Raw genomic sequence first — 24,050 nt, 5'->3', positions numbered from 1 at the left:
TTTCATGTGCAAACAGCCTATATGAAATCAATTTTCAAGAAATACCTGCTTATGCATTCATTCCCTGTTTCTTACTATAAGTATACCTGTAAACAACATAATTTTCCTCAGACTTAAGACCTAGAGACCGACATGCTGAAGGCGGATTCTTCGTATGTCACATATATAAATTACGTCCTTCCCATCCTACTGTACTCAATCTTTTGACATACACCCTTTTTCAATGTGATAATTATATTGCGTTCAATCCTATTGCTTCTTACGCGCTACAAATGCACCATTTTGAAATGCCAATAACACTGTTTCAAACATTTTATCTTCTTCAATCATTTTTATAAACTCAGCTAATTCACTCGCATGAGAAGTAGCATTATCGACAACAAGAAGACCTTTTGGTTGTAAAATGCGTTTTATATGCTCAAGCCACCACATGTATTGCGTACGCTCTGAATCTAGGAAAATAAAATCAAATGAATGATCTAGTTGTGAATCTAAAAATGCCCCTGCTTCTTGATTGTGAACATCAATCCTTTGTAAAAGGTTTGCCTTTTCAAAATTGGCAAGTGCCTCTCCAACTCGTTCTGAAGAAAGCTCTACAGTTGTTACATTTCCATTTGTTTCTTCTACCGCATTAGCTAACCACAATGTAGAATAACCATTAGAAGTTCCAATTTCTAAAATGTTTTTTACACTACACCCTTTTACTAAAATTGATAAAAATTGCCCCATCTCACGAGAAATATTCCGTAATTTTTCTTCCCGTGTTTTTTTATTTCGATCATGCTCTTCTCCATATTGTTCAAGTTGAATTAATAATGAATCTAATGTATCCATTCTTTTCATCCCTTTCTAAAGCAATATGATGAAAAAGCTCTTGTTGCTCGTCTACTTTCATTATATGCGAAACAAAAACCTTTTTCCCGTTATATGACAAAGATTTATAATTTTTTATAGCATATTGTTTCGTTTTTTGGTAAAGTTAATTTCTACGTGCAATTATTCCATTCATACTATTTTTAATTCAATTGCAGTTGTTAAATCATATAAACCTCATTTAAATGAATCGGTATTTCAAATTCAATTAAGCGCCCTTTCCGGACGCATTTTCTTTTGTTTATATATTTCTAGAAGAAAGGATGCTTACAATGAACGTGATTAGCTTAGATGCTGCTCGAAAGCGCAAGCAACATAAAAAATTAATGATTACTATACCGATTATTTCACGTATTTATGAAGAAGACGGGGAAATTAAATTTGAGGTAGCTGGTGAAAAAGATGTACCTCTTGAAATGTTAGAAAAATAATAAAAAAACGCATTTCTGAAGAAATGCGTTTTTTATATTTTTACATTTAAATGCATAAGTTTTTCAGGATTAACCATCATATAAATGTTTGAAATCTTCTCATCCTCAAATGCAAACGAAAGAACATACGTTATTTTATTATTTATTGTAACTATTACCCCAGGCATACCATTTACCATTTTGAAATCAACAGTGTACTCTTCTGTCAATCGTTGTGCAATCCCAAAGAACAAACGTATAATTCGATCCGCAGAGTAAATCGGATGAATCGCAGTTGTAACTTTACCACCACCATCTGCTTTCAATATCGCATCTGTTTTTAATACTTCTAACATACCTTGCGCATCACCACATTGTAGTGATGATACAAACTTTTCAACATAATCAGCCATTTTCTTCGTACTTAATGTTGATTGCTTCGGCTTATCCAATATACTATTTCGTGCGCGTTGAAAGATCTTCCTACAGTTCACACTACTCTTATCAACAATTGAAGCTATTTCTTCGTATTCATAACTGAAAACCTCTCTTAATATGAAAACAATCCTTTCTACCTCAGACAGTTGTTGTAAAAGTAATAAATATGCTGTGGAAAGGGATTCTTTCATAACAAATGACTCTGATGGCTCATTACTTTCTTCTACAAGTGGCTCTGGTAACCACATCCCTACGTACACGTTACGTTTATGCGCTGCCGAACGTAATTTATCAATTGAACGATTTGTCGCCACCTTACACAAATATGCTTTCATATTTTCTATAGACTGAAGATCCTCTATATTATTTAACGAGATAAATACATCCTGAACGATATCCTCAGCATCCATAACACTCCCAAGGATTCTATATGCTAACGAAAATAATAATGGTTGATACGCTTCATATAATTGCTCCGTTTCCATGATGAACTCCCTCACTTTCTAATTGCTTTAAAATGTGTAACGCTGCACGTTTTCCACTTGCTACTGCAGCATCAGCTAATATTTCATCATGCCCAGTCCAATCACCTGCAACGTAAATACCTGGCATTTCAGGGATATTAGGACCTGGTTTTTCAACTCGGTTTATATGAGGGAAATCATATACTACTGTTATTTTCGGTAAATATTGCTGTGCAACAGCTTCTCTTTTCCAATTTGGATGTAGCAAATCCATTGTACTTTCTAACTGTTCTTTATCTTCATGAGTTTGTTTCATCTCTAGTACAGGATTATGGTACTTAATTAAACTCACTGTAATTGATCCATCATCACTTAATTTAGCTGCTCTTGATTGATTCGTGAAAAATATAGGCTGATCTAACCCTAATGCAAATTGATGTGTCGGATTAGGTAATCGTCTCAAACCAATATCTAATGCAGCAACAGTAACTGGTACCGATTGTTTACTCCATCTATGCAAACTTGTTCCTTCCACACCTTTAATTATGTTACAAGCTTCTTTCGGTGGAGTCGTCACAATGACTGTACCTACTTCAAATACCTCATCATCAAAACAATATATTCTTTGTTTATCTTCGTAATGCTCTATTTCCAAAACATGCTTTTTATCCAAAAATTGCACCCCGGCATGATTCGCAATGTCTCTTAATTTTGTTATTATCGTCTCCCAGCCACCATCTACATAAAATACCCCATCTTTTATCGAAAGCTGTATTTGCTTTAGTACAGATGATGCTAATTGTATTGTAGGAGCAAACGTATATGTTGTTGTTCGGCATAGCGCATAAAATATATTGCGAACCATTGGATCTTTTATTTCATTTTCTGCCCATGTAGTTAGGCTCACTTTTTGAACTTTTCTTACATCTAAATTCCCTAAACGAATCATAAGACGTGAGAATTGTACTTTTGCAGACCACGAAAGTAGTGGTGTTGATAAAATTGAGCGGAAATCTGTTGGTATAGTGAAAATATCCCCTTTCCATATTCCATGTGCTTTTGTAGATGGAATTCCACCCGGTAGATTCATACCGAGCTCATTAAAAGTTAAAAATGCGGCTCCTCCTCTATATAAGGCGTGTGCACCAAGATTCATACAGATCCCATTTTTATTAATAGTCATCCCTCGACCACCAAAGCGACTGGACTTTTCTAATACAATCACTTTTCTTCCGGCTTTCGCTAAATATATAGACGCTGTTAATCCAGCAAGGCCACCACCAACAATTGCTACATCAAATTTCTTCATAATAAAATCCCTCCTTATCGTTCTACATACAAGACGAACGATTAAGGAGGGATGTGACATGAAAATATATTTTTACTCATCTATTTTATTTCATTATTTTTTTATTCGGTCATATTGCATACGAAATAACTCAATTGCAAATGGTATATCCTCTTCACTCTTTATATAATAACTGATCCATCCTGATTCAGGTAATACGTGATGTGGTTTGACCAATCCTTGTTTTACTAATTCATCCCGCTTTAACTTTGGAAATGGTAAATCAACTAACTTATCTCCATGCAGATGACCAAGTTCTTTCTTGCCATAATTTATTTCAATGCCGCCAAATCGATGCGGTTTTTCAGAGACACCTGCTCAGCCAAGCACTTCATTTCTAATCATTTCACTAAATGACATGAACCTTCACCCCTTATTAATGATTGATGTAATATTAAATTAACACGTTCTTTACTTTTTTCCATCAATCCAAAGTATGAATGGATATACGAATATAGTTTCATCTCAACACCTTTATTTTTTACATAATTAAAATAATTTCAAAGGGGGTTTATTCTATTATATAGAATTACTATTAAAAATAATTTTAAGGGACGGATTTATATGAGCGAGGTATTATTACAAAAGGCAAATTATCTACAATCTAACGAATTAAAACTCTTGAAAATAGCTATTTTAATAACAATTTAAAAACTAAAGTCAATATGAATAATACTGAACAAACAATTATCATTCAAACACAATTAGCAAAAACATTAAAAGATAACGGCATTTTTTCTTTATTAAATAATAGAACTGCAAATGTCCAATCCATATCTTATAAAATAATGAATGATACAATTGTGCATAACAATTTATTAACTACAGATCCAATTGCGTTCCACAATCTAGTATCGTACGAACTATTTGAAAATACCATAACGGCTTATACTTCAGATTTACAACCTATTTATTTACCAGATGGTGCTACAATTATTGATTTTACTTTCTCTGCATTTCCAAAAATTGCACATAAAATGAAAAATGCAAAAGTAAACGGTATACCTGTTCCACTTAAAACAAAGGTATCTCATTTTGACATCATAGAAATCCATTTTGGTTTAAAACAAAACTCGGCATTAGAGCGGCTAAATTACGCCAATACCGCTAAAGCACAATTAATTATTCAGCAAAAACTATCTTGAATAACAGACCAATACCTCTATGAAAAAGGATTGGTCTGTTATTCAAAATACGAAATACAACCCATATTCTTTATGGCATAGGCAAATTTATTATGATACCAACAACCGCACATAACAAACACTAGACACATATCCTAATTTTATAACCTTACTTACTAATAGAAAGGCAGGTAATACAATTGACTTCTAATATCGACTACACCTCCCCCTCAACTAATTTCACTTATGATTTAAATAAAAGTAATTTTTTTCAGAAAGATGCTCAAAACTATATAAACGTACTTGGCGAGAAACAATTAAATACGTTAGAAAACACTTCTTTATTAGATATCTATTTAAGTACAGGAAATGTTGTAGAGCCGCACATACATCAAAATGCAGCTGAACTTGTTTACTGCATTTCAGGCTCTGCAGTTGTTTCTTTACTTAACCCTTTTACAAATCAAATATTAAACTTACCAATAAAACCGGGGCAAGTTGCCAACATTCCACAAGCGTGGTGGCATTATGAAATTGCTACAGCAGATAACACTCATTTATTAGCAATTTTCGATGCCCCAACACCAGAAGTTATTTTTGGTTCTGATATTTTAAGATTAACTCCCGCTAATATAATGGCCCATACTTACTGTCTCGATGAGCAACAATGGAAACAAGCGGTATCCCCTATTCAATCCACTACAGTAATCGGTCCTCCAGCAAATTGTAATCAGAACCGCGGAACGATACCCCCTGCAACTCATCCTCCTAATCCACAACAAAATTTATATTACCAAGACTCATATTATTTTCCTCTTTACTGGGGATATTAATTTATATTATGAAAGGACAATTATTTATCTCCTCGGAAAATACGTAGGAGATTTTTTTATTATATACCCATTCCTATTTATTATCGTAACAATTAATAGAATAGCTACATATAATAGTTATATATTTAATTGGAGGTGATAGTACTATGAGTAATTATAACTATCGAAAAAACTACTCTCATAATAAAAATAGTAGTTCATCAACATCCTCTCAGTCTTCGAATTCTCAATCTTCCAATTCCCAATCACAAAGAGACTTAGCCAATCAAGGCTATGTAAAGAAAAAAGGATGTAACTGTAATAAAAACAAATAGTTGATTACTAATTTGTACAATAACATTTTAACACTCACGATAAATAAATTACTTCCCTTTTATTTAAAAGATGAATTCTGTTTTTAATAGAATTCATCTTTTTTATTTATAGATAATTTTTCATATCCTATAACTTATTCCATAAACAATAGATTATAAATCATTAATTTTGATTTTTTAACAAAGAGTACTTTCTCAATTGATTTATCACCTATCTTTCCATAAAATATAGCCCTTCCTAATACAATTAGGAAGGGCTATATACAAATGCCAGTTCAAATTTCTAACAGACATTACAGCAAACTAGACGATATTAATACCTGCACTTACAAATCCAGCTACTGCAGCTATTGGACTTGCTGCTGTTAATGAAACGTATAGTAGTATTTTATCTCCTGCAGCTACTGGGATAGCTTCAGGTATAATACCTGATGCTGTAGAACCAATTGCGATTGCAGCAAATGCTGGTGTTAATAATAGAGGTGCACCCTGTACTGTAAACGTATTACTTGCAGCTGGTGCAGTTAATATTTGTATCTGCACTTGAACAGGTGATAATGGAGATAATGCAGCTGTTGCACTAAAGAAACCTGCTAATGACGTAATAACACCTGCGCGTGGTGCTACAAATGCATAATCACCTACACCTAACGCTAATGTAATACTCGTTCCACCGGCTAATCCTACACCAGGCTGACTAAATCCAAATCCAAGGAGAGTTCCTGTATTAGCTATTAACGCGTTAACTAACGCAGCTGGTGTTGTACCTGAAGCAAATGGAATAATAGCTCCGCCACCAGTTGCTCCTGTTGCTCCTGTTGGGCCTGTTGCTCCTGTTGGACCTGTCGCTCCTGTTGGGCCTGTTGCTCCTGTTGGGCCTGTTGCTCCTGTTAAGCCTGTTGCTCCTGTTAAACCTGTTGCACCACCAGTACCTGCTGGACCTGTCGCTCCTGTTGGGCCTGTTGGACCTGTTGCTCCTGTTGCTCCTGTTGCTCCTGTTGCTCCTGTTGCTCCGCCACCAGTACCTGCTGGACCTGTCGCTCCTGTTGGGCCTGTTGCTCCTGTTGGGCCTGTTGCTCCTGTTGCCCCTGTTGCTCCTGTTGGGCCGCCTCCTGGAGTAGCACCAATTAATTGAGTTAATAAGTTTAATAAAAGTTGTAAACTTGCAGGGTCAATAATTAATGAGAAGAAGAATGGTGCAAGAGCACTGTAGAATTGTTGTAATAAAGAAAGTAATTGACCTAAATTTGGATTAGGAGATTGTAGTAAGTTAATAATACTTTGAATTAATTGTTTCAAGAAATTTCCTTCTGGAGAAGGTGCTAATTCATTTAGTAAGTTCAATAGCTGAGTAAACAAATTGAGTAAAGCTAATCTGTTTGCATCACTTGGATTTGCAAAAAACGCTGCAATAGCCGAAATTAAAGAGTTTAGTAAAGTAATTAATCTACCTAATTGCTCACTAGTAATTGGAACTGTTTGTGGATTGTTACAACATTCTGGAGTGAACACAATCGGATTATTGCAGTTGTTATGACCAAAACAATTGTTATGTGACATTTATTTCCTCCTGACTTGTCTTATAGTTGAGTGTTTTCCTATTCTAAGAACTATAAAAGATCCGATTGAAAAAAATAATTGAGTTATTTTTTTCATTTAAGATAGGAAACATGAATGATAATTAAACTTGAAAGCTTAATTTAATTATGTTCATGACTCACATATTAATTATATGTTTTTAATAATTGACTGCTTAGATTAAACACCTAAACTTAAGAGTTTATTTTATTTTTCCACGTTTATCTCTTAGGTTTAAAAGCACATTTTAATTTAAATATTAAAACTAAGCATTAGCATATAACCAATAACTTACAAATAATAAGTAATAACACCACCTTTTCAAATAAATAACAATAATATCTTTACTTAAATTGTGTTCCCTCTATTATCATAAAGCCGTTTCTATTATCAAAAACTCTCATACAATATAGTGGACAAGTTATTGTATACTTCGTTCCAAAAAACAATATAGGGAGTGAGAATTAATTGCCAATTATTCAACCATTTATGGCATCTAGAAGATTTACATCTACATTAGGAGCTGGTACAGGAACAGGTGCAGCTTTTGCAATTGCTGCTACAGCTTGTTTAAACGATGCCGGCACTACTGCAACTGCTTTTCCGACTTTTACGTATTACAACTTATATGTAAACGGCATTCTTCAACCTAGTGTGAACTCCAGTGTTACTACTGGACCTACTGGTGCTATTACAATTCCTGGCGGAGATGCATTAGACGGTGGAATTCCAATTACAATCGAATTTATCGTCACTTAGTTTTAACTATTTTAATGTAGAGCAAAAAGACAGATCCTTCTTATTTAAGAATCTGTCTTTTTTAATTAATAATGATAAATTGTAAAATAATTGAAGAACCTTGTGATGGTGGTTGATTATCTAATAAAGTTAGCTGGCCAGTACTAACCTGATATAATGGATGTGGTTGAAGTATTCCATTAATAAACAAATTAATGTAAGAAACCTCATCAGGAGATAATATGTGAGTTGTACCATATTGAGCTAGCCCATCTGAATCTGTATATGTAAGTTTTTCTCCATCTGAAAAAGTGTAAAATAATAAATTAGTTGTTGTTATGGGGCCAATAACGCCTGTTGGACCTGTTGCTCCTGTTGCCCCTGTTGCTCCCGTTGCTCCTGTTGCCCCTGTTGCTCCCGTTGCTCCTGTTGCCCCTGTTGCTCCCGTTGCTCCCGTTGCTCCTGTTGTCCCTGTTACTCCTGTTGCTCCTGTTGCTCCCGTTACTCCTGTTGCTCCTGTTGCTCCCGTTACTCCTGTTGCTCCCGTTACTCCTGTTGCTCCTGTTGCTCCTGCTGATCCTGTTGCTCCCGTTGACCCTGTTGCTCCTGTTGCTCCTGTTGCTCCCGTTACTCCTGTTGCTCCCGTTACTCCTGTTGCTCCTGTTGCTCCTGCTGATCCTGTTGCTCCCGTTGACCCTGTTGCTCCTGTTGCTCCTGTTGCTCCCGTTACTCCTGTTGCTCCTGTTGCTCCCGTTACTCCTGTTGCTCCCGTTGGAATATAAATTGGCGGAAGAACCGGAAAAGTAGGTCCAATATTTTCTGGTCTTACCATACCTTTATTCAAAGATAATTTTTCATCGCTGTTCAATTTTCTACCTCATTTCACATTTTGTTTACTAATTAACAAAATAAAACCTCTATTATTTTAGAAAAATTCCATAACTACTTTTTCATACTCAAATGATTTTACATAAAGTAAACTTTTTACCGTTACTATAACTAGTAGTATTAATATAATAAAATGATAGTTCCATTCCAAAATACTAAATCGCTACTATTAAACTCTTCGATTCCACTTTCCGGATCTATCTTTTCACCCGCAATATCAACTTCAAATTATAATAATAATTTAATAATCAATTTAATTGCTGGTAATACAATTTCACTTCAACTATTCGGCGTATTATCCATAGTTAATTTAGTTGGGGGTGGTTCAACAGGTGCCTCTTTAACAATTATACGAATCGATTAAAAAATGATTCGTTCTTTTTTATAATAACCATTCTTAAATGCTAAAATAGTAACTATTACATCATTCCTTAAGCTTATATATTAATAACTTCACGACAGTGATTTTGCAATAAGAAACACTTTGTACTATATTCATAGTACAAAGTATCTATACTAAATTTTCCGTATATACATTATCAATTTACACTGCTCTCTGCCAATGTTACATTAAAGGTGAAGGTAGTTTCTCAAATGCGAACCATCTCAATACGTATATGAGAAACAAACTCCAATCCTATACGCGAGAGCAATACTATGTTGACACTCAAACGAGTGTCCTTTTTTATGAATTTCAAAAATAAAACCATCTTTTATAGATGGTTTATCAACGCACTTTTCTTTATATTCTTCGTGTAATAGTAAATTTATATAACCGGATAATGTATGGTCATACTTAACCTAGTTAGCGTTCTTCCGAAATTATGATAAGAGTGTGGTCTATCCGCCTTAAAGCGAATTGAATCCCCACTATTTAATTTATATTGACAATCCTTTATTTCAATTGTCAATTCCCCTTCAAATACCGTTATAAATTCTTCGGTCCCTTCTTTATGACCTTCCGAATTTAACTTTCCTTCTGTTTCAATTTCAACCGTATAGACTTCAAAGTTCCTATCATCTTGGAAAGGAAAAGAAGGATACACTTTATATCTTCCATTGTCTTCTGATAATACTTGAACATCATTTCGTAAAACAACTTTCGTATCCGGTTGCGGATTATTGATTAAAGAAGTAAAAGACACTTTCAAACCATTGGCAATTTTCCATATCGTTGTTAATGTTGGACTTGACTCTCCTCGTTCAATTTGTCCAATCATCGTTTTACTCACACCTGTTAATTGGGAAACCTTTTCTAAACTTAATTTTTCCTTCTCTCGTATTGTCTTTAAATTTTTCGCCAAAATAAGTTGAATTTCTTCCATAAGAAACACTCCTACAATATATACAACATAACGACCATAATGTACAATAAAAAGCACACGTTATATTGTTCTTTTCGGTCATTATAACATACAAAAAATAGGGGGTTTTGAAATGCCTATATTTTCTTTTTTATTATTTGTTTTTATAAGTAGCTTCACACCAGGACCTAACAATTTCTTAGCTATGACATACGCTAATCAACATGGTTTAAAAAGGAGTATGCAATTTTGCTTCGGAGTAGCTTTCGGTTTTTTCATCCTCACTTCATTATGTAGCTTCTTTAATATTGTACTAATTAATATCCTACCTATAATTGAATTCCCTTTAAAAATCTTAGGTGTAGCATATATGCTATATTTAGCTCTTAAAATACTCACAAGTAAAACTAGCATAAATTCCGATGAAAAATATAATAAAAATTTATTTACAGTTGGGATTTCCCTTCAGTTTATTAACCCTAAAGGAATACTATTCGGACTAACTGTAGTATCAACTTTTATTCTTCCTTACTACAATTCATATTCAAGTTATCTACTTTTTTCATTATTTCTAGGTGTAGTTGGATTAATGAGCACATTTAGTTGGACATTATTCGGTTCCATGTTTCAAAAACTTTTGTTGAAGCATACTAAATCATTTAACATCATTATGGCCGTTTTATTAGTTTTCAGTGCGCTTTCCATTATAACCAATTAAATTTCCTTTATTAAAAAAAAGAGGATTACTCAATAAAAGTATCCTCTTTTTGAGGCCGAGTGATTTTTCTGTTTCACTAAAATAAAATCTTTACTTAACTTTTCATACCACCAGTCTCTACGCTCAAGGTAATCCGTCATTCCTTTAAGTTGCGGCCTCTACTTTTTATCATTCATTTTAAAATCTCTTTATAATAATACAGAAAAATACGCTATAATATAAGTTATTGTTCTTTAGGAGGGGTTTAATGGCTGATAAGTATAAATTTTTAATTCTTGTTGTTACAGCATTTTTTTCTTTCTTTTCCTTAATAAAAGATTTCCGTAACACTTCAAAAAGTTTCTTTTGGGGAAGCTTTGCAATCCTAACAAGCTTTATATTATTATTAACTCACACTTTAGAATTAACTCCAATACTTATCTATTCAGCACAGATGGCTCTTGAGATTATTACAATTCCACGTAAATTAATTCTTCCATCTGTCACTGAAGCTGCTAGTTTTTGCTAACAATTCGTATATATAAAAAGTTTCAACTCTACATTTCTAATTATCTTTTCAAATATAATAGTGCGGTGTCTCCTTTCTAGAGAAACCGCACCCTATCAAAAATTCTTATTAAATTTTAAACTGACTCGTATACAGATCAAAGTAAAATCCTCTATCTTCCATGAGAGATTCATGGTTCCCTTTTTCCAAAATACTTCCATCTTTTATAACAAGGATTTGATCTGCTTTTTCAATCGTTTTCAGTCGATGAGCGATTACGAAACTTGTTCGATCTCTCATTAAATTGTTTAGTCCTTCTTGTATTTGTAATTCTGTTCTCGTATCAATATTAGATGTTGCTTCGTCGAGAATTAATATATCTGCATCTGCTAAAATTGCCCGTGCAATCGCAAGAAGTTGTTTTTGTCCTTGACTTAAATTCGATCCTTCTGAAGCAATTTTCGTTTCATATTGATTCGGTAAATGTTTTATAAAAGAATGTGCAGATGCTGCCTTAGCTGCATTGATTACCTCTTCATCACTAGCATCTAATCGACCATAACGTATATTATCCATAATCGTCCCAGCAAATAAATACGTATCTTGTAAAACTACTCCTATTTTACTTCGCAACGAATTCATATCATATTCTTTTATGTTTTTTCCATCAATATGAATTTGCCCTTGCTGTATATCGTAAAAGCGCGTTAGCAAATTAATGATTGTTGTTTTGCCTGATCCAGTTGGACCTACTAAAGCAATTGTCTCCCCTGGCCGCGCTTTAAGACTCACTTCTTTTAAAATCGTTTTATTTTCCTCATACCCAAATGAAACATTCTCGAGTGCAACATGTCCTTGTAAATTTTGTACAACGAATGCATCTTTTTTATTTTTGATTTCCGGTACTTCATCCATAATTTCAAAGACACGTTCCCCACCAGCCACTGCCGCTTGAATCGTATTCATTAAAGTTGCGAATTGACTGAGTGGTCTTGAGAATTGACGAGAATAATTAATAAAAGCTGCAATGACACCTACAGTTGTCATTCCATTTAAAACCATTACTGATCCAGTTCCAATTACAAGTCCCATACCTAAGTTGTTAATAAAGTTCATACTTGGAAAAATAAAAGCTGAAAATGTATCCGCCTTCGTTGCTGAAACTCTTAGTTGTTCATTAATTTTATTGAAATTTTGTACGGTTTTTTTTTCTTTCCCGTATAACGTTGTAACATCCGCTCCTGTTATAGCTTCCTCAATAAATCCATTTAATTCTCCTAAATCTTTTTGACGCTTTGCAAAGTTTTTGCCACTATAAGCAACTAGTTTTTTTGTAACGAAAAACATAATAGGTACTGTAATTAAAGTAACAATTGCTAAGATCCAATCTAATGCGAACATCGCAATCGCCACACCTATAAAAGTTAGCGCTGATGAAATAATTTGTACAACACTTTGTGTCAACGCTTGATTCAAATTATCTATATCATTTGTTACACGACTCATTAAATCCCCTTGAGAACGTACATCAAAGAACCGTAAAGAAAGTGTTTGGATTTTCTCAAAAATATCTTGTCGTATTTTTTGTATCGTTTTTAATGCAACATTAACCATTACAAATGTTTGTAACCAAGTTAAGAATACTGTTACACCGTAAATCGCGATAAGTAACAAACACATTCTCGCCGTACCGCTTAAATCTTTCGGTACAATATATTGATCGATAATTACTCCCATTAAATACGGACCTAATAACCCAAGTAACGTCGTAACAAACACTAAGAATATAATGAACGTAAGGGCAGCCTTTTGGTAGCCCATATAGTTCCATACTCTCATCACAGTTCCTTTCGTATTTTTAGCCTTCCCCATCTTTGATGCGTTACGCCCACCTTTATTAGCAAATTGCCCTTGAAAATTACGCATGTTCTTTCCCACCTTCCTTATACAAATTGCCACCTTGGGAAAGATAGATTTCTTGATAAACCTCGCATTGTTCTAACAGTTCTTTATGTGTACCATCACCAACTAATTCACCATTATCTAACACGAGAATTTTATCAGCATCTATTATTGATGAGATTTTAGAAGCAATTAATAATGTTGTTGTTCCTTTATATTCTCTCCTTAATGCTGATTGAATGTTAGATTCTGATTTAGCATCAACTGCTGATGTAGAATCATCTAATACAAGAATAGATGGCTTTCTCACAAGCGCCCTTGCAATGGATACACGTTGTTTTTGTCCACCTGATAAATTCGTCGCACCTTGTGTTACATGATATTGATAAGAATCTTCCAGTTTGTTAATAAACTCAGTCGCACAAGCTGATGAAGCCGCCACTTCCAGCTCTTCCTTCGTTGCATCTTCTTTTCCATAACGTAAGTTCTCTTCTATACTACCTGAAAACAACAATGCCTTTTGAGGTACGAACCCGATTGAACCACGAAGTTTTTGTAAATCGTATGCCTTAACATTTATTCCATCAATACATATTTCACCTTGATCAACATCGTATAAGCGTGGTAACAATTTTGCTAAAGTAGATTTACCACTTCCTGTAGAACCGATAACCCCTACTTTTTCACCTTTACATATGCGAAATGAAATATCTTTTAAAACATATTCATTATTTTTCGTATAACTATAACTAACATTTTTAAAATCAATATTCCCCTCAATTTCCTTAGGTACAAGCGCATTTGTTTCGCTCGTAATATCAACTTCAGTATTTAAAACTTGCTGTACTCGATCCGCAGACGGAAATGCTCGCGCGATTTGCATAAATACCATACTGATAGACATAAGTGACATTAAAATGATATTCAAATAATTTATAAACGCTAATATAGCTCCTACTTGAAGAGTCCCGTTAAATACTTTTTCTCCACCAATCCATAATGTTGCGACAATCCCTCCGCTTACAACTAACATTATGATTGGCATCATTAAGGAAATAAGCTGCACCGCTCGAATATTTATCTTCGTTAAATTTGTATTAACATTTCCAAACTGATTAATTTCATATTTTTGTCTTACATACGCTTTAATAACACGTACCCCAGATAAATTTTCTTGTAACTTTGTATTCACTTTATCTAATGCTTCTTGCACCTTTTTGAACGTCCCGCTCGCTTTACTCGCAATGAATATAATCGCAAGTAATAAAATTGGAACGACTACGAGTAATATAGGAAATAACTCGCGTGCTGTCACAAAAACAATTATGATACTTCCGATAAATAACAAAGGACCACGAACGAGAACACGTAATGTCATCGTCATCGCCGATTGAATAGATGTAATATCATTTGTCACTATCGTTAATAACTTTCCAGTTCCAAACGAATCACGATTTTCACTAGAAAATGTTTCTATTTTCGTAAACACATTTTTTCGTATGTCAGTAGCGAAATTAACAGCTGCTTTTGTAGAATACATCATACACCCAAGCCCTCCAACTAAACCGAGTGCTGCAGCTCCTATCATAAGAAGTCCCATTTTTATTACATAATTCATATCCCGATTTGCTATCCCAACATCAATAATATGTTGCATAATAGTCGGTTGAATTAAGTCCATCGCAACCTCAAGTACCATAAATAGTGGTCCAATAATAGCGAAGAACATGTATGGTTTTAAATACTGTAATAATTTACGAAATGATTTCATACATAATCTCCTTTTCCCATGAAATTACTCCCGAATAACTCATATCCCTCCTTATTTAAGCGCTGTAGTTTGTAATTTCTTTCTTATTCCTATTATATTATGTAAATTAATATTTAACATTATTAAATGATAAGCATTAATGACTTTACGGTCAATAAATGTGCTTTTTATTATATACATATAAAAACCGCATTCCTAATGAAAAGAATACGGTTTTTCATCTATATTTTTTCAGTTGTAAACTCTAAAAACTCAGTCTCAAATCCATTATTTTTAGACGGACTACACGTGTAAAAACCTATTTTAATAGGCTTATTTCCTATATCCTCCATCAAATGAGCGATTCTTATTTGTTCTCATTGGTGGATCTTCTTCACATATATTGTATAATCACCACGTTTACGAACAATTCGAAAACGAAGTTGCTCGTTAGCTAATTCTGTCGGAAAGTCTTGCGTGGACCAATCGGAATATCCATTATTCGTTACGACAGCTCCTAAATGAGATGGACCATCTGGAATATATTCTAATGAAGTTTTCAGCCAACACTTTTCCGAAACCATAACAAAAAGACCAGCTTGATCGAATTTTGAATTTGGATTCATACGCAATTGAACTTCAGCTTGAAAGTCTGTCATCGTCTCTGTATAAAATACATGACCATTCATTACTTCGAATCCATAATGTGTTTTAAGCCAAAAATCTGTTTCGGCTTTCGAGCGGACAATAAGCGCATGATTGTTATTAAGCTTATAATATTCAGGTACATTCATTATAGTAAGTTGCTCAATATGTTCTGGTATATGTGATATTTTCATAGTTCCTCCCTAATAAAGCATCTATATACACATTTAAAATTCTACTAATACTGGGAATTTATAACCTTTCAAATCCAACTCTCTATTACTTCGAACCATTAAATACTTACTTGATTGTAATTCTGTAAACTGTACATCCTCAACCCCTAATTGATCTGGAGAGAAGTAAAATTCGATTTCTGTAAATCTTTCAGCGATCTCCCCACATATTTCATCTAAAACTGGAATTACTGGTGCAAACACTCCATATAATTTCAACTTTTCATTATCTACTTCATACACAATTAGAGCATCTAGTTTCTCTGAATAATACAATTTCTCATTCCATTCCGAATTGTACATATTCAAATAAAACGAAGGATGGAAGTTTAATGTTGAAAAATTATTTGAAAGTCTTTGGCTACTATCTATAGTTTCATGTATTAATTTTCTATCCTCTTCCATATAATAATCTAGCTCTCTAAGTAAGGAATCATTATTATTCTTTTTATCATATGGAATAGTCATCAAATACTCCTGCACAACTTTAAAACCATATGATGTATATAGTTCAGGTTTTTCCGTAAACAATAATGTGCATTCACATTTCTTATCGATTTCTTCTATCATTTTACTCATTAATTGCGTCATGAGTCCTTGTCTTCGAAAATTAGGGTGTGTCATTACCGATTGAATGCCTGCTGCATTTATTCTTTCACCATTCACTAGCAATGGTAACGAGAATACCGCAACGTTTGCAATCGCTTTATCTTCTTGTAAAAATGATAAAGCTTTATATGTATCATCCCAATAACCTCTCTCTGAAAAATCATGCAATGTTTGACTTGGAATCCCAAACACTTCTTCAAATAAAGGAAATAACTGCTCTCTTTTCGGTTCTTCTAAAAGAAGTTTTTCAAAACTTTCAACATTCCCCATGTTGTCCCTCCATATGTTAATTCCATCAAATTAGATATAGTTGTAGAACCTGCTCTTAAAGTAATAGGTCTTACCAATCAATATACTATCATAAAATATAAAAAAAAAGTCTAATTAATTTTATGTTTCGACTATTCGAAAATAAGTCGAATAAAAAGATATTAAGATTTTTGAATATTAATAAGTTTATAATATAAAAATAGCGCTTTCTAATTCGTTTTTACTAATAGAAATGCACCATTTATAAAAAAATATTTTTTATTATTTTTTCCCTTCTAGTCTTTCCTTCGTATTCATTTCTTCTCCTCTCATTCGCTTTTCAAATGTATTTCTCCAACTTGTAGAAAGTGCATGTACTTCTAAGATCCTCTTTGTCCCTTCCAAATTTTGTTTTTCCTTATGCATAATACGATTAGCAAAAGCTACTGTCACACCTTTTAGATCCGACTTCAGTAACTTTAATGTATCAGCAGGTGATACCCATCCTTCTTTTAATACGCGAAAATAAAACCCTGTATATCCTGTTTCTTGAAAATATAGTGGTAACTTCGGGATATTGTATTTCTTAGCTAATTTAAAACAAGGTTGCCTTGGCTGCGTTACTTGTACAATTGCTTCTCCAATTTGAAATGTATCACCAATACAAACATCCTCTTCACACATACCACTAATTGTTATATTTTCTCCGAATGCTCCATATATAAGTACTTGATTCAACTCTTTTTCCCAATATCCATAATGTTCTCCCGAATACACACAAACCGCTTTATCTACTCCACCATGATGAACTAAATCCGCTTGACCATCTCCATTAAATTTTACAAAGGATAAAAACACCGGTTCTTTTACTTGTTTCTTATTTATTCCTGTATGAATTACCTTTCCTCCGTATGTAACCTCTTTCGGTAACCCTATATTTAAAGATAATAATTGGTATTCATTAGCCATTCTATTTCCTCCTTTAAGATTGTTCCATGTATTTTCTCACTCGATTTATTTTCACTACTATCTCTTTTAGATGATTATAAAACCTAAAAAATCATTGTTAAATCCAATTATTTATATAATAATAATAGGTAAAACCTATTATTATACTTGAGGTGATCCAAATCGAATTACGACAACTTGAATATTTTTTAGCTGTTTCAAAAGAATTGCATTTCACAAAAGCAGCTGAGAAATTAAATATTTCACAGCCTTCACTAAGTCAACAAATACGTGCATTAGAGCATGAAGTTGGAATGCCCCTTTTCGATCGAATTGGTAAAAAAATATCTTTAACCGAAGCTGGGAGGATTTTATTATTACATAGTAAAACAATTTTTCATGAAGTTGAACAAGCCCGTTCTGCTATTCAAGATTTAAACGGATTACAACAAGGTTCCTTAACAATTGGATCATTATTAACCGTCGTAAATTACTTACTACCACCAGCTATTTTAAATTTTAATAATTTATATCCTAATATAGAACTTTCTGTATTAGGACTTCGCACAGGAGATATTCGTGAAAAATTATTACAAAACGAACTAAATATTGGCATTACATTTCTACCGGTGCAAGATAAAGAAATTATTTCTACCCCTCTCTACAAAAGTGAACTTATAATAGTCGTACCAACTGGTCATCAATTAGCTGAACATAATCATGTATCTATTGCTGAATTGCAGAATTACCCTTTAATTCTTTTACCTAAAAATTTCTTTTTAACCGAATTAATTACATCCCATTGTCAAAAATTCAACTTTAAACCAAAACCAATTTTAGAAATTAGTACAATGGAATCTTTAATCCAAATGGTTTCAAAAGGCATGGGAATTACAGTTTTACCAAAACCGTATATAGACTTTTTACAAAATAAAAACATCCAAGCTATTAAAATAGAAAATCCTACTCCAACAATAGAAATAGGGCTTATTTATAGAAAAGATAAATATATGTGTGCTGCAACTCGAGAATTTATTAAACAATTGAAACTAACCGTACATTCTTTACAAAATTAAACGAACAAAAGAGATTATCCTATGAAGTCATTTCATAACGACCTAGTAGAATAATCTCTTTTCATAATGAAATAAAGTATTAACTATAAATTTTAGTGTACCTTTTTGGAAATTGGAATATATTTTGTGAAATAAGCCCCAACTAACAATAATACGATTGAAAATAGCACTGTCAACATACCGCCGAACTGAAACCAATATGCGAACAAATTAAAAATTGCAAGTGAAAAGAAACAAATTGAAGTTAATGCACTCTTCAATCCTTTTATTTCTGCTTTTTTTCTTTTTTGATACGCAATATACATGGAAACGGCTAAAAAAATGATAAAAACAATCATTAATAAAATGTTTAGCATCGGTAATCCCTCCAGTATAAATAACCTTCCTTCGGTGCTACCATATTACCCCATTTACCCTTTTGGAATCAATTTATTATTCTCTTCTCTCCAAAAATCAGTATAAGTTTTATTTTCAAAGTTCACATTCACCTCAGAAAAAGGAAGACTCCCTCCAACCTCCAACGAGTACCAGTCATTTAAAAGTGGAGACCCAAAACAAATATTCATTGTGCATTCATGCAAATCAAATAATACGGAATGTAAAGTTCCAAACCATTCTTCATAATTATGCACCGTCAGCCCGGCAGGATATTCTTTTTGTACTAATCCTTTTAAAGACTCTATACTCACTTGTTCATTTCGATTTAAATGTTCATACAATGTGTGATATCGGTTTGTAGATTGTTCTAATCTTCTACTATTCAGTTTTTGAATAGGTAAACTAATTGCATGGTTTGTTGATACGATAAAATCTTGGCTTTCCTCAACAATTGTGATTATTGATTTATATCCATCAAATATTTCAATACATACTGCATCTACAGGATCGGCTACTATTAGATTCATATTACTAGCAATTGGTATTTCTTCTATTAGTGACTTAGCCTCCTGCACATTTTTGCATTTCTCCAATAATACTCTAATGACCGCAAAACATTGTAAACCACTTACCGCTGGCTTTCTTAAACCCGCAATATTTCCAACCGGTTGACCACATGCTGAAAATGTAACAGATAATCCATGCTCGTTAACTCCTTCCGTTCGGCCAAAATATTGAGTAGAAAAGCCACTATGTGCATATGCACCTTCAACATGAGTCGAACAAAAACGCATATCATCTATTACTGGTGACAAATCATAGTTTCTTAATACATAAGTATGCTTTAAATCTGTCTTTTTAGGTAAAACAGCACAATGGCTACAACCTGCTTTTAATAGTGTTTGATAATAATACATCATATTTTCAGATGGAATTTTTAATACTTCACAAAACCCTTCAATCTCTTCATTAATTCCTGGACAATAATTATGTAATATGTTTCTAGATTCTGTCCAATGCTGATGCGATATTAAATTTTCTTTCTGTATAAATTGCGGAATAAGGTAAGGATGTTGTTTTACAAATTCCCCTTGTTGCTTACCGATTTCATAATGACTTCCTTTTAGCGATGAAAAATACCCCTTTACTTGATACATCTAATTCCCCCTTATTGAATTTATCCATATTGTACCAAATAAACTGTATTCATTCTTGATGTTTTTTACTGTCTTTCAAATCAAATACGGCTGGAATAAAGCGAACAGTTATAAAATAAAAACTAGGAAACTGTAATCTTTAACAGTTCCCTAGTTTCCTTCATACTAAATGATTCCCTCTTCCACCATCGTTTCTGCAATTTGCACCGAGTTCCACGCCGCACCTTTTAATAAATTATCGGAAACGATCCAAAGATGGAATCCGTTTGGTGTATCAGGATCTTTTCTAATTCTACCGACAAATGTATCTATTTTCCCTTCTGCGTATAATGGCATTGGATACAGCTGTTCACTAGGGTTATCCTGCAAAATAACACCTGGTGCATCAAACAATACTTCTTTAATTTCTGCAACAGTTGCTTCTTTTTCAAGCTCTATATAAACCGATTCTGAGTGACCTGATATAACTGGAACACGCACACAAGTAGCTGCCATTTTCAAGTTTGGGTCTTCTAAAATTTTCTTCGTTTCTTGTATCATCTTTACTTCTTCAAAGGTGAAATCATTATCCGTGAATATATCTACTTGAGGAAGTACATTAAATGCAATTGGATAATGTTTTTTATCTTTTTTCGCTGGTAATATAGTACTCTCCACTTCTTCACCTGCAAGTATTGACTTAGCCTGTTCTTTTAATTCTTGAATTGCATGAATACCAGAACCCGATACAGCCTGATAAGTGGAAACGATAATTCGTTCTAATCCGAATACTTTTCGTATTGGCTGAAGAGCTGTTACCATCTGTAATGCTGAACAATTCGGAACTGCTATTATCCCTTTATGTTCCTTTAAAGTGTGCGCATTCACTTCCGGAACAACGAGCGGTACATCATGTGCCATTCGGTATTTACTTGTGTTGTCAATGACGATGGCACCACTAGAGACAGCTTGATTTACAAATTGTCTAGAAACTTCTCCTCCAGCGCTAAAAAAGGCAATATCTACCCCTTCAAAGCTATTTATTTTTGCTTCTTGTATAATGATCTCTCGCCCTTTAAATTGTACTGTCTTACCAGCCGATCTTTTTGACGAAAGTAACGTAACTTCAGTTATATTAAACTTTGTTTCTTTTTCTAACAGTTCAATAATTTTCTGACCTACTGCACCCGTAGCCCCAACAACAGCTACATGATAGCCCTTTTCACTCATCTTTTCTCCTCCAATATTAAATGAATAAATATTTCTACAATTTCATTTTATAAGGAATTTAATCATTTGGAAAATTGAAATACGTGATATAATCATTCACAAATCATGATAATAAAAGAGGGATTGCTTATGGAAATGAGACATGTTAAAACATTTTGTGCGATTGTTAAGTATGGTAGTTTTTCTAAAGCTGCTCATGCATTAGGTTATGCGCAATCTACAGTTACAGCGCATATGAAAGCATTAGAGAACGATTTACATATTCCTCTTTTCGATCGGTTAGGAAAAAAAGTACTTCTTACAAAAGCAGGTCATCAATTTCATCCTTATGCTTTAGAGTTACTTGCAATTTATGAAAAGGCGCAAGAAATCCCTCAAAATACCGATCAATTAGAAGGTACATTGAGTATTACATCAAACGAATCATTAGCAGTATATCGTTTACCACAATTATTACGTACTTACAAACAGAAAAATCCGAAAGTAAATATCGTACTTGAAACAAACACAAATGAACAAGCATTACAAAAATTACGTGAAGGAGAAACAGACGTTGTCTTCATAATTGGAGAAAGTATAGAACATAATGATTTTATTACACGTACTTTTAGTAATGAAACATTTGGATGGATTTTACCTCCCCATTACTGTATACACTCTAACCCATTTTATTTATTAAAGGATACTCAGTTTATTTTTACCGAACAAAGCTGCGGTTATAGACCAATGGTAGATCGTTTTTTACGTCAAAGCGGGAATATTCCAGCTAAAACATTTGAAACGTCCAACGTTGAAGTTATTAAACAATCTGTTATGTGTGAGTTAGGAATTTCAATTCTTCCTTACATCGTTGTACAAGAAAGTTGTCAAAAAGAGCAACTCTGTTTTCAGCCTATTGAAACTCCAACAGTTATTCAAAGCCATGTAATCTATCATAAATCTAGATGGATTTCCCCTGTAGTACAGTCGTTTCTTTCACTATTAAAGGTTATGAAAGTATAAAATAATATGAAAGAAAACATGAGTTGAAATCCTTTAAAGAATATCAACCCACGTTTTCTTTACTACCACTTATATAGTCATCTTCTTTTTATTAGGTGATGTTTTTTCTTTAACTAGAACAAATATGATTGGAAGGACAAGTAAACTAGCAATTGCACAGATTGTTCCTAAAGAAAAAAACGGAAATCCATTACTTATGGCAAGTGACGCTACGCCAGAAGCAATAGTCATCCCAATATACATGGCAGAGCTATTTAATGCCATTATAGTCCCTCGCACAGCTGGTTTTAATTCTGAAATTAGTGCCGTTAATGATGCTTGTCCAAATCCAATAAATAAACTCCAAATAATATGTACAATAATTGCAATTACTAGATTTTCTGTGGAAAGCGAGAATAACATTACACTAATTGAGGATACAATGCTCGCAATGACTATAACACTCTTCTTTCCTATTTTATCAGCTAACTTCCCACCCAAAATGTTACCAGCTACACTACCAACTCCCGCCAAAAAGATTACAATACCTATTTTACCAACGGAAAGTCCAAAATTATCCCCATAATAAACACCTATGTATGAAAACATGCCGTGTAATCCAATTGTCCATAGAAAAGTTGCTAATAATGCAAATAAAACTGATATATTTACTACAGTCATTTTCAATGGTGCATCCACCGTTTCCGTTAAAGAAACATGCACATCCTCTCTCTCTTTTTCATTTCTTAATATGTGATTAATTAGTAATGTCAGAAATAAAGTTAAAAGTCCTATACTATAAAATGTCCATTGCCAATTTCCTATTTCAGATAAAAATGCGCCTATAGGTACTCCAATGACTGTTGAACCTATCATTGCTCCCATAATTGTTCCCATCGCTTTTCCTCTTGACTCATATGTAACTTTATCTCCCACTAATGCAAAAATACTTGGCATAATCATTGCACCAGATAAACCTGTTAGACCGCGAAATAATAAAAGAATTTCAAAATTCTTCGCTAATCCCGTACAAAATGTAGAAATAGAAAAAATAATAAACCCTATTATAATCATACGTTTCCTTCCAACTCTATCAGACATCATTCCAAATACGGGTGCAGTTATTCCATAACAAAGTGCATAAATAGTAATTAATAACCCTCCACTCCCATCAGGGATACTAATTGTTTCTGTAATTACTGGTAATAAAGGTGCCACTAATAATGAATCTAATCCAACAAAAAAAGCTACAATTGCCAAAATACGTATCATTGACTTTAACTCCATATATAACTCCCCTTTATTTCATATATGAAATAATTATTTATTATTATCCCTTCTTTAATTTTCACTGTACTAGTTTTTATTTCACATATGAAGTATTTATATAAATAGA

General features: G+C 33.3%; 21 protein-coding genes and 5 pseudogenes. 9 read left to right on the top strand and 17 right to left on the bottom strand.

Features of this window, described 5'->3' with window-relative positions; translation table 11 throughout:
• Positions 1 to 249 precede the first annotated feature (249 nt).
• Entirely contained in the window at positions 250 to 843 is a 594-nt protein-coding gene (locus EGX95_RS10690; RefSeq protein ID WP_002027690.1) for an O-methyltransferase, read from the bottom strand.
• A gap of 302 nt (positions 844 to 1,145) precedes the next feature.
• Here EGX95_RS10690 and EGX95_RS30360 point away from each other — a divergent pair, with 302 nt between their 5' ends.
• The gene (locus tag EGX95_RS30360) at positions 1,146 to 1,304 is read left to right on the top strand and encodes a hypothetical protein (RefSeq protein ID WP_001100983.1); all 159 of its coding nucleotides are present in this window, start codon (positions 1,146 to 1,148) and stop codon (positions 1,302 to 1,304) included.
• 32 nt (positions 1,305 to 1,336) lie between these two features.
• Here the strand turns inward: EGX95_RS30360 and EGX95_RS10685 are convergent, their stop codons facing one another.
• The 3 genes and pseudogenes from EGX95_RS10685 to EGX95_RS10675 all read right to left on the bottom strand — a co-directional run bounded on the left by EGX95_RS10685 (position 1,337) and on the right by EGX95_RS10675 (position 3,893).
• Entirely contained in the window at positions 1,337 to 2,206 is an 870-nt protein-coding gene (locus EGX95_RS10685) for an RNA polymerase sigma-70 factor (RefSeq protein WP_000447140.1), read from the bottom strand.
• Positions 2,184 to 3,494: a phytoene desaturase family protein gene (locus EGX95_RS10680; RefSeq protein ID WP_000713003.1), complete on the bottom strand. Its 1,311-nt coding sequence runs from the start codon at positions 3,492 to 3,494 to the stop codon at positions 2,184 to 2,186. Before EGX95_RS10680 ends, EGX95_RS10685 begins: the two co-directional genes overlap by 23 nt.
• Positions 3,495 to 3,587: 93 nt before the next feature.
• Positions 3,588 to 3,893 (bottom strand): annotated as a pseudogene (locus EGX95_RS10675) (luciferase family protein).
• 260 nt (positions 3,894 to 4,153) lie between these two features.
• Between EGX95_RS10675 and EGX95_RS10670 the strand changes: the two are divergent.
• Together EGX95_RS10670 and EGX95_RS10665 are read left to right on the top strand one after the other, a co-directional pair.
• Positions 4,154 to 4,678 (top strand): annotated as a pseudogene (locus EGX95_RS10670) (TGS domain-containing protein); the annotation flags it as partial.
• A 179-nt stretch (positions 4,679 to 4,857) separates the two neighbouring features.
• On the top strand, positions 4,858 to 5,490 hold the full coding sequence (locus tag EGX95_RS10665; protein ID WP_000203243.1) for a cupin domain-containing protein: 633 nt from the start codon (positions 4,858 to 4,860) through the stop codon (positions 5,488 to 5,490).
• A 617-nt stretch (positions 5,491 to 6,107) separates the two neighbouring features.
• Here the strand turns inward: EGX95_RS10665 and EGX95_RS10660 are convergent.
• On the bottom strand, positions 6,108 to 7,364 hold the full coding sequence (locus EGX95_RS10660) for an exosporium glycoprotein BclB-related protein (RefSeq protein ID WP_123805506.1): 1,257 nt from the start codon (positions 7,362 to 7,364) through the stop codon (positions 6,108 to 6,110).
• 486 nt (positions 7,365 to 7,850) lie between these two features.
• Here EGX95_RS10660 and EGX95_RS10655 point away from each other — a divergent pair, with 486 nt between their 5' ends.
• Entirely contained in the window at positions 7,851 to 8,141 is a 291-nt protein-coding gene (locus tag EGX95_RS10655) for a DUF4183 domain-containing protein (protein WP_001121647.1), read from the top strand.
• Positions 8,142 to 8,202: 61 nt separating this feature from the next.
• Here the strand turns inward: EGX95_RS10655 and EGX95_RS10650 are convergent, their stop codons facing one another.
• A complete protein-coding gene (locus tag EGX95_RS10650; protein WP_123805505.1) occupies positions 8,203 to 8,988 on the bottom strand; it encodes a DUF4183 domain-containing protein in 786 nt (261 codons plus the stop codon).
• 183 nt (positions 8,989 to 9,171) lie between these two features.
• Between EGX95_RS10650 and EGX95_RS10645 the strand changes: the two are divergent.
• A pseudogene (locus tag EGX95_RS10645) lies at positions 9,172 to 9,372 on the top strand (BclA C-terminal domain-containing protein); the annotation flags it as partial.
• A 403-nt stretch (positions 9,373 to 9,775) separates the two neighbouring features.
• On the opposite strand, the gene EGX95_RS10640 reads toward EGX95_RS10645, so the two are convergent.
• Complete coding sequence (locus EGX95_RS10640; protein ID WP_000391322.1) at positions 9,776 to 10,333, bottom strand: helix-turn-helix domain-containing protein; 558 nt, start codon at positions 10,331 to 10,333, stop codon at positions 9,776 to 9,778.
• A 112-nt stretch (positions 10,334 to 10,445) separates the two neighbouring features.
• Between EGX95_RS10640 and EGX95_RS10635 the strand changes: the two genes are divergently transcribed.
• Positions 10,446 to 11,030 carry a LysE family transporter gene (locus EGX95_RS10635; protein WP_001121298.1) on the top strand — a complete coding sequence of 195 codons (585 nt, stop codon included), beginning with the start codon at positions 10,446 to 10,448 and terminating at the stop codon, positions 11,028 to 11,030.
• A gap of 29 nt (positions 11,031 to 11,059) precedes the next feature.
• Here the strand turns inward: EGX95_RS10635 and EGX95_RS31120 are convergent.
• Positions 11,060 to 11,182: pseudogene (locus EGX95_RS31120) on the bottom strand (hypothetical protein); the annotation flags it as partial.
• A 95-nt stretch (positions 11,183 to 11,277) separates the two neighbouring features.
• On the opposite strand from EGX95_RS31120, the gene EGX95_RS10630 reads away from it, so the two are divergent.
• Entirely contained in the window at positions 11,278 to 11,538 is a 261-nt protein-coding gene (locus EGX95_RS10630) for a hypothetical protein (protein ID WP_000774129.1), read from the top strand.
• A 108-nt stretch (positions 11,539 to 11,646) separates the two neighbouring features.
• Here EGX95_RS10630 and EGX95_RS10625 read toward each other — a convergent pair whose 3' ends face one another.
• The 5 genes and pseudogenes from EGX95_RS10625 to EGX95_RS10605 all read right to left on the bottom strand — a co-directional run bounded on the left by EGX95_RS10625 (position 11,647) and on the right by EGX95_RS10605 (position 17,874).
• Complete coding sequence (locus tag EGX95_RS10625) at positions 11,647 to 13,443, bottom strand: ABC transporter ATP-binding protein (RefSeq protein ID WP_001243535.1); 1,797 nt, start codon at positions 13,441 to 13,443, stop codon at positions 11,647 to 11,649.
• Positions 13,436 to 15,190, bottom strand: a complete 1,755-nt coding sequence (locus tag EGX95_RS10620) for an ABC transporter ATP-binding protein (RefSeq protein WP_000834810.1) — start codon at positions 15,188 to 15,190, stop codon at positions 13,436 to 13,438. The genes EGX95_RS10625 and EGX95_RS10620 overlap by 8 nt, the downstream gene beginning before the upstream one ends.
• A 221-nt stretch (positions 15,191 to 15,411) precedes the next feature.
• Positions 15,412 to 16,008 (bottom strand): annotated as a pseudogene (locus EGX95_RS10615) (DUF1349 domain-containing protein).
• 33 nt (positions 16,009 to 16,041) lie between these two features.
• Positions 16,042 to 16,926 carry a GNAT family N-acetyltransferase gene (locus EGX95_RS10610; RefSeq protein ID WP_000528697.1) on the bottom strand — a complete coding sequence of 295 codons (885 nt, stop codon included), beginning with the start codon at positions 16,924 to 16,926 and terminating at the stop codon, positions 16,042 to 16,044.
• A gap of 261 nt (positions 16,927 to 17,187) precedes the next feature.
• Positions 17,188 to 17,874: an MOSC domain-containing protein gene (locus tag EGX95_RS10605; RefSeq protein WP_001262984.1), complete on the bottom strand. Its 687-nt coding sequence runs from the start codon at positions 17,872 to 17,874 to the stop codon at positions 17,188 to 17,190.
• A 152-nt stretch (positions 17,875 to 18,026) separates the two neighbouring features.
• Here EGX95_RS10605 and EGX95_RS10600 point away from each other — a divergent pair, with 152 nt between their 5' ends.
• On the top strand, positions 18,027 to 18,929 hold the full coding sequence (locus tag EGX95_RS10600) for a LysR family transcriptional regulator (protein WP_000614449.1): 903 nt from the start codon (positions 18,027 to 18,029) through the stop codon (positions 18,927 to 18,929).
• A gap of 92 nt (positions 18,930 to 19,021) precedes the next feature.
• Here the strand turns inward: EGX95_RS10600 and EGX95_RS10595 are convergent, their stop codons facing one another.
• The 3 genes from EGX95_RS10595 to EGX95_RS10585 all read right to left on the bottom strand — a co-directional run bounded on the left by EGX95_RS10595 (position 19,022) and on the right by EGX95_RS10585 (position 21,673).
• A complete protein-coding gene (locus EGX95_RS10595) occupies positions 19,022 to 19,285 on the bottom strand; it encodes a hypothetical protein (RefSeq protein WP_000932119.1) in 264 nt (87 codons plus the stop codon).
• Between the two features lie 54 nt (positions 19,286 to 19,339).
• Entirely contained in the window at positions 19,340 to 20,464 is a 1,125-nt protein-coding gene (locus EGX95_RS10590; protein ID WP_000285211.1) for a C45 family autoproteolytic acyltransferase/hydrolase, read from the bottom strand.
• A gap of 165 nt (positions 20,465 to 20,629) precedes the next feature.
• The gene (locus tag EGX95_RS10585; RefSeq protein WP_001290627.1) at positions 20,630 to 21,673 is read right to left on the bottom strand and encodes an aspartate-semialdehyde dehydrogenase; all 1,044 of its coding nucleotides are present in this window, start codon (positions 21,671 to 21,673) and stop codon (positions 20,630 to 20,632) included.
• Between the two features lie 129 nt (positions 21,674 to 21,802).
• On the opposite strand from EGX95_RS10585, the gene EGX95_RS10580 reads away from it, so the two are divergent.
• Positions 21,803 to 22,675, top strand: a complete 873-nt coding sequence (locus tag EGX95_RS10580; RefSeq protein ID WP_000425918.1) for a LysR family transcriptional regulator — start codon at positions 21,803 to 21,805, stop codon at positions 22,673 to 22,675.
• 69 nt (positions 22,676 to 22,744) lie between these two features.
• Here EGX95_RS10580 and EGX95_RS10575 read toward each other — a convergent pair whose 3' ends face one another.
• Positions 22,745 to 23,941: an MFS transporter gene (locus tag EGX95_RS10575; RefSeq protein WP_000421210.1), complete on the bottom strand. Its 1,197-nt coding sequence runs from the start codon at positions 23,939 to 23,941 to the stop codon at positions 22,745 to 22,747.
• Between the last annotated feature and the right edge of the window lie 109 nt (positions 23,942 to 24,050).

This window comes from Bacillus sp. FDAARGOS_527 (assembly GCF_003812125.1).
Lineage (GTDB): Bacteria > Bacillota > Bacilli > Bacillales > Bacillaceae_G > Bacillus_A > Bacillus_A paranthracis.
Note: the sequence above shows the minus strand (reverse complement) of the source record. Positions and strands in the feature narration are given on the sequence as shown.

Bases quoted from the DNA above. Each gene is read 5' to 3' on its own strand.
- EGX95_RS10605 (WP_001262984.1), bottom strand. From the start codon at position 17,874: ATGGCTAATGAATACCAATTATTATCTTTAAATATAGGGTTACCGAAA.
- EGX95_RS10575 (WP_000421210.1), bottom strand. From the start codon at position 23,941: ATGGAGTTAAAGTCAATGATACGTATTTTGGCAATTGTAGCTTTTTTT.
- EGX95_RS10595 (WP_000932119.1), bottom strand. From the start codon at position 19,285: ATGCTAAACATTTTATTAATGATTGTTTTTATCATTTTTTTAGCCGTT.
- EGX95_RS10690 (WP_002027690.1), bottom strand. From the start codon at position 843: ATGAAAAGAATGGATACATTAGATTCATTATTAATTCAACTTGAACAA.
- EGX95_RS10630 (WP_000774129.1), top strand. From the start codon at position 11,278: ATGGCTGATAAGTATAAATTTTTAATTCTTGTTGTTACAGCATTTTTT.
- EGX95_RS10635 (WP_001121298.1), top strand. From the start codon at position 10,446: ATGCCTATATTTTCTTTTTTATTATTTGTTTTTATAAGTAGCTTCACA.
- EGX95_RS10590 (WP_000285211.1), bottom strand. From the start codon at position 20,464: ATGTATCAAGTAAAGGGGTATTTTTCATCGCTAAAAGGAAGTCATTAT.
- EGX95_RS10680 (WP_000713003.1), bottom strand. From the start codon at position 3,494: ATGAAGAAATTTGATGTAGCAATTGTTGGTGGTGGCCTTGCTGGATTA.
- EGX95_RS10585 (WP_001290627.1), bottom strand. From the start codon at position 21,673: ATGAGTGAAAAGGGCTATCATGTAGCTGTTGTTGGGGCTACGGGTGCA.
- EGX95_RS10610 (WP_000528697.1), bottom strand. From the start codon at position 16,926: ATGGGGAATGTTGAAAGTTTTGAAAAACTTCTTTTAGAAGAACCGAAA.
- EGX95_RS10580 (WP_000425918.1), top strand. From the start codon at position 21,803: ATGGAAATGAGACATGTTAAAACATTTTGTGCGATTGTTAAGTATGGT.
- EGX95_RS10660 (WP_123805506.1), bottom strand. From the start codon at position 7,364: ATGTCACATAACAATTGTTTTGGTCATAACAACTGCAATAATCCGATT.
- EGX95_RS10640 (WP_000391322.1), bottom strand. From the start codon at position 10,333: ATGGAAGAAATTCAACTTATTTTGGCGAAAAATTTAAAGACAATACGA.
- EGX95_RS10685 (WP_000447140.1), bottom strand. From the start codon at position 2,206: ATGGAAACGGAGCAATTATATGAAGCGTATCAACCATTATTATTTTCG.
- EGX95_RS30360 (WP_001100983.1), top strand. From the start codon at position 1,146: ATGAACGTGATTAGCTTAGATGCTGCTCGAAAGCGCAAGCAACATAAA.
- EGX95_RS10625 (WP_001243535.1), bottom strand. From the start codon at position 13,443: ATGCGTAATTTTCAAGGGCAATTTGCTAATAAAGGTGGGCGTAACGCA.
- EGX95_RS10620 (WP_000834810.1), bottom strand. From the start codon at position 15,190: ATGAAATCATTTCGTAAATTATTACAGTATTTAAAACCATACATGTTC.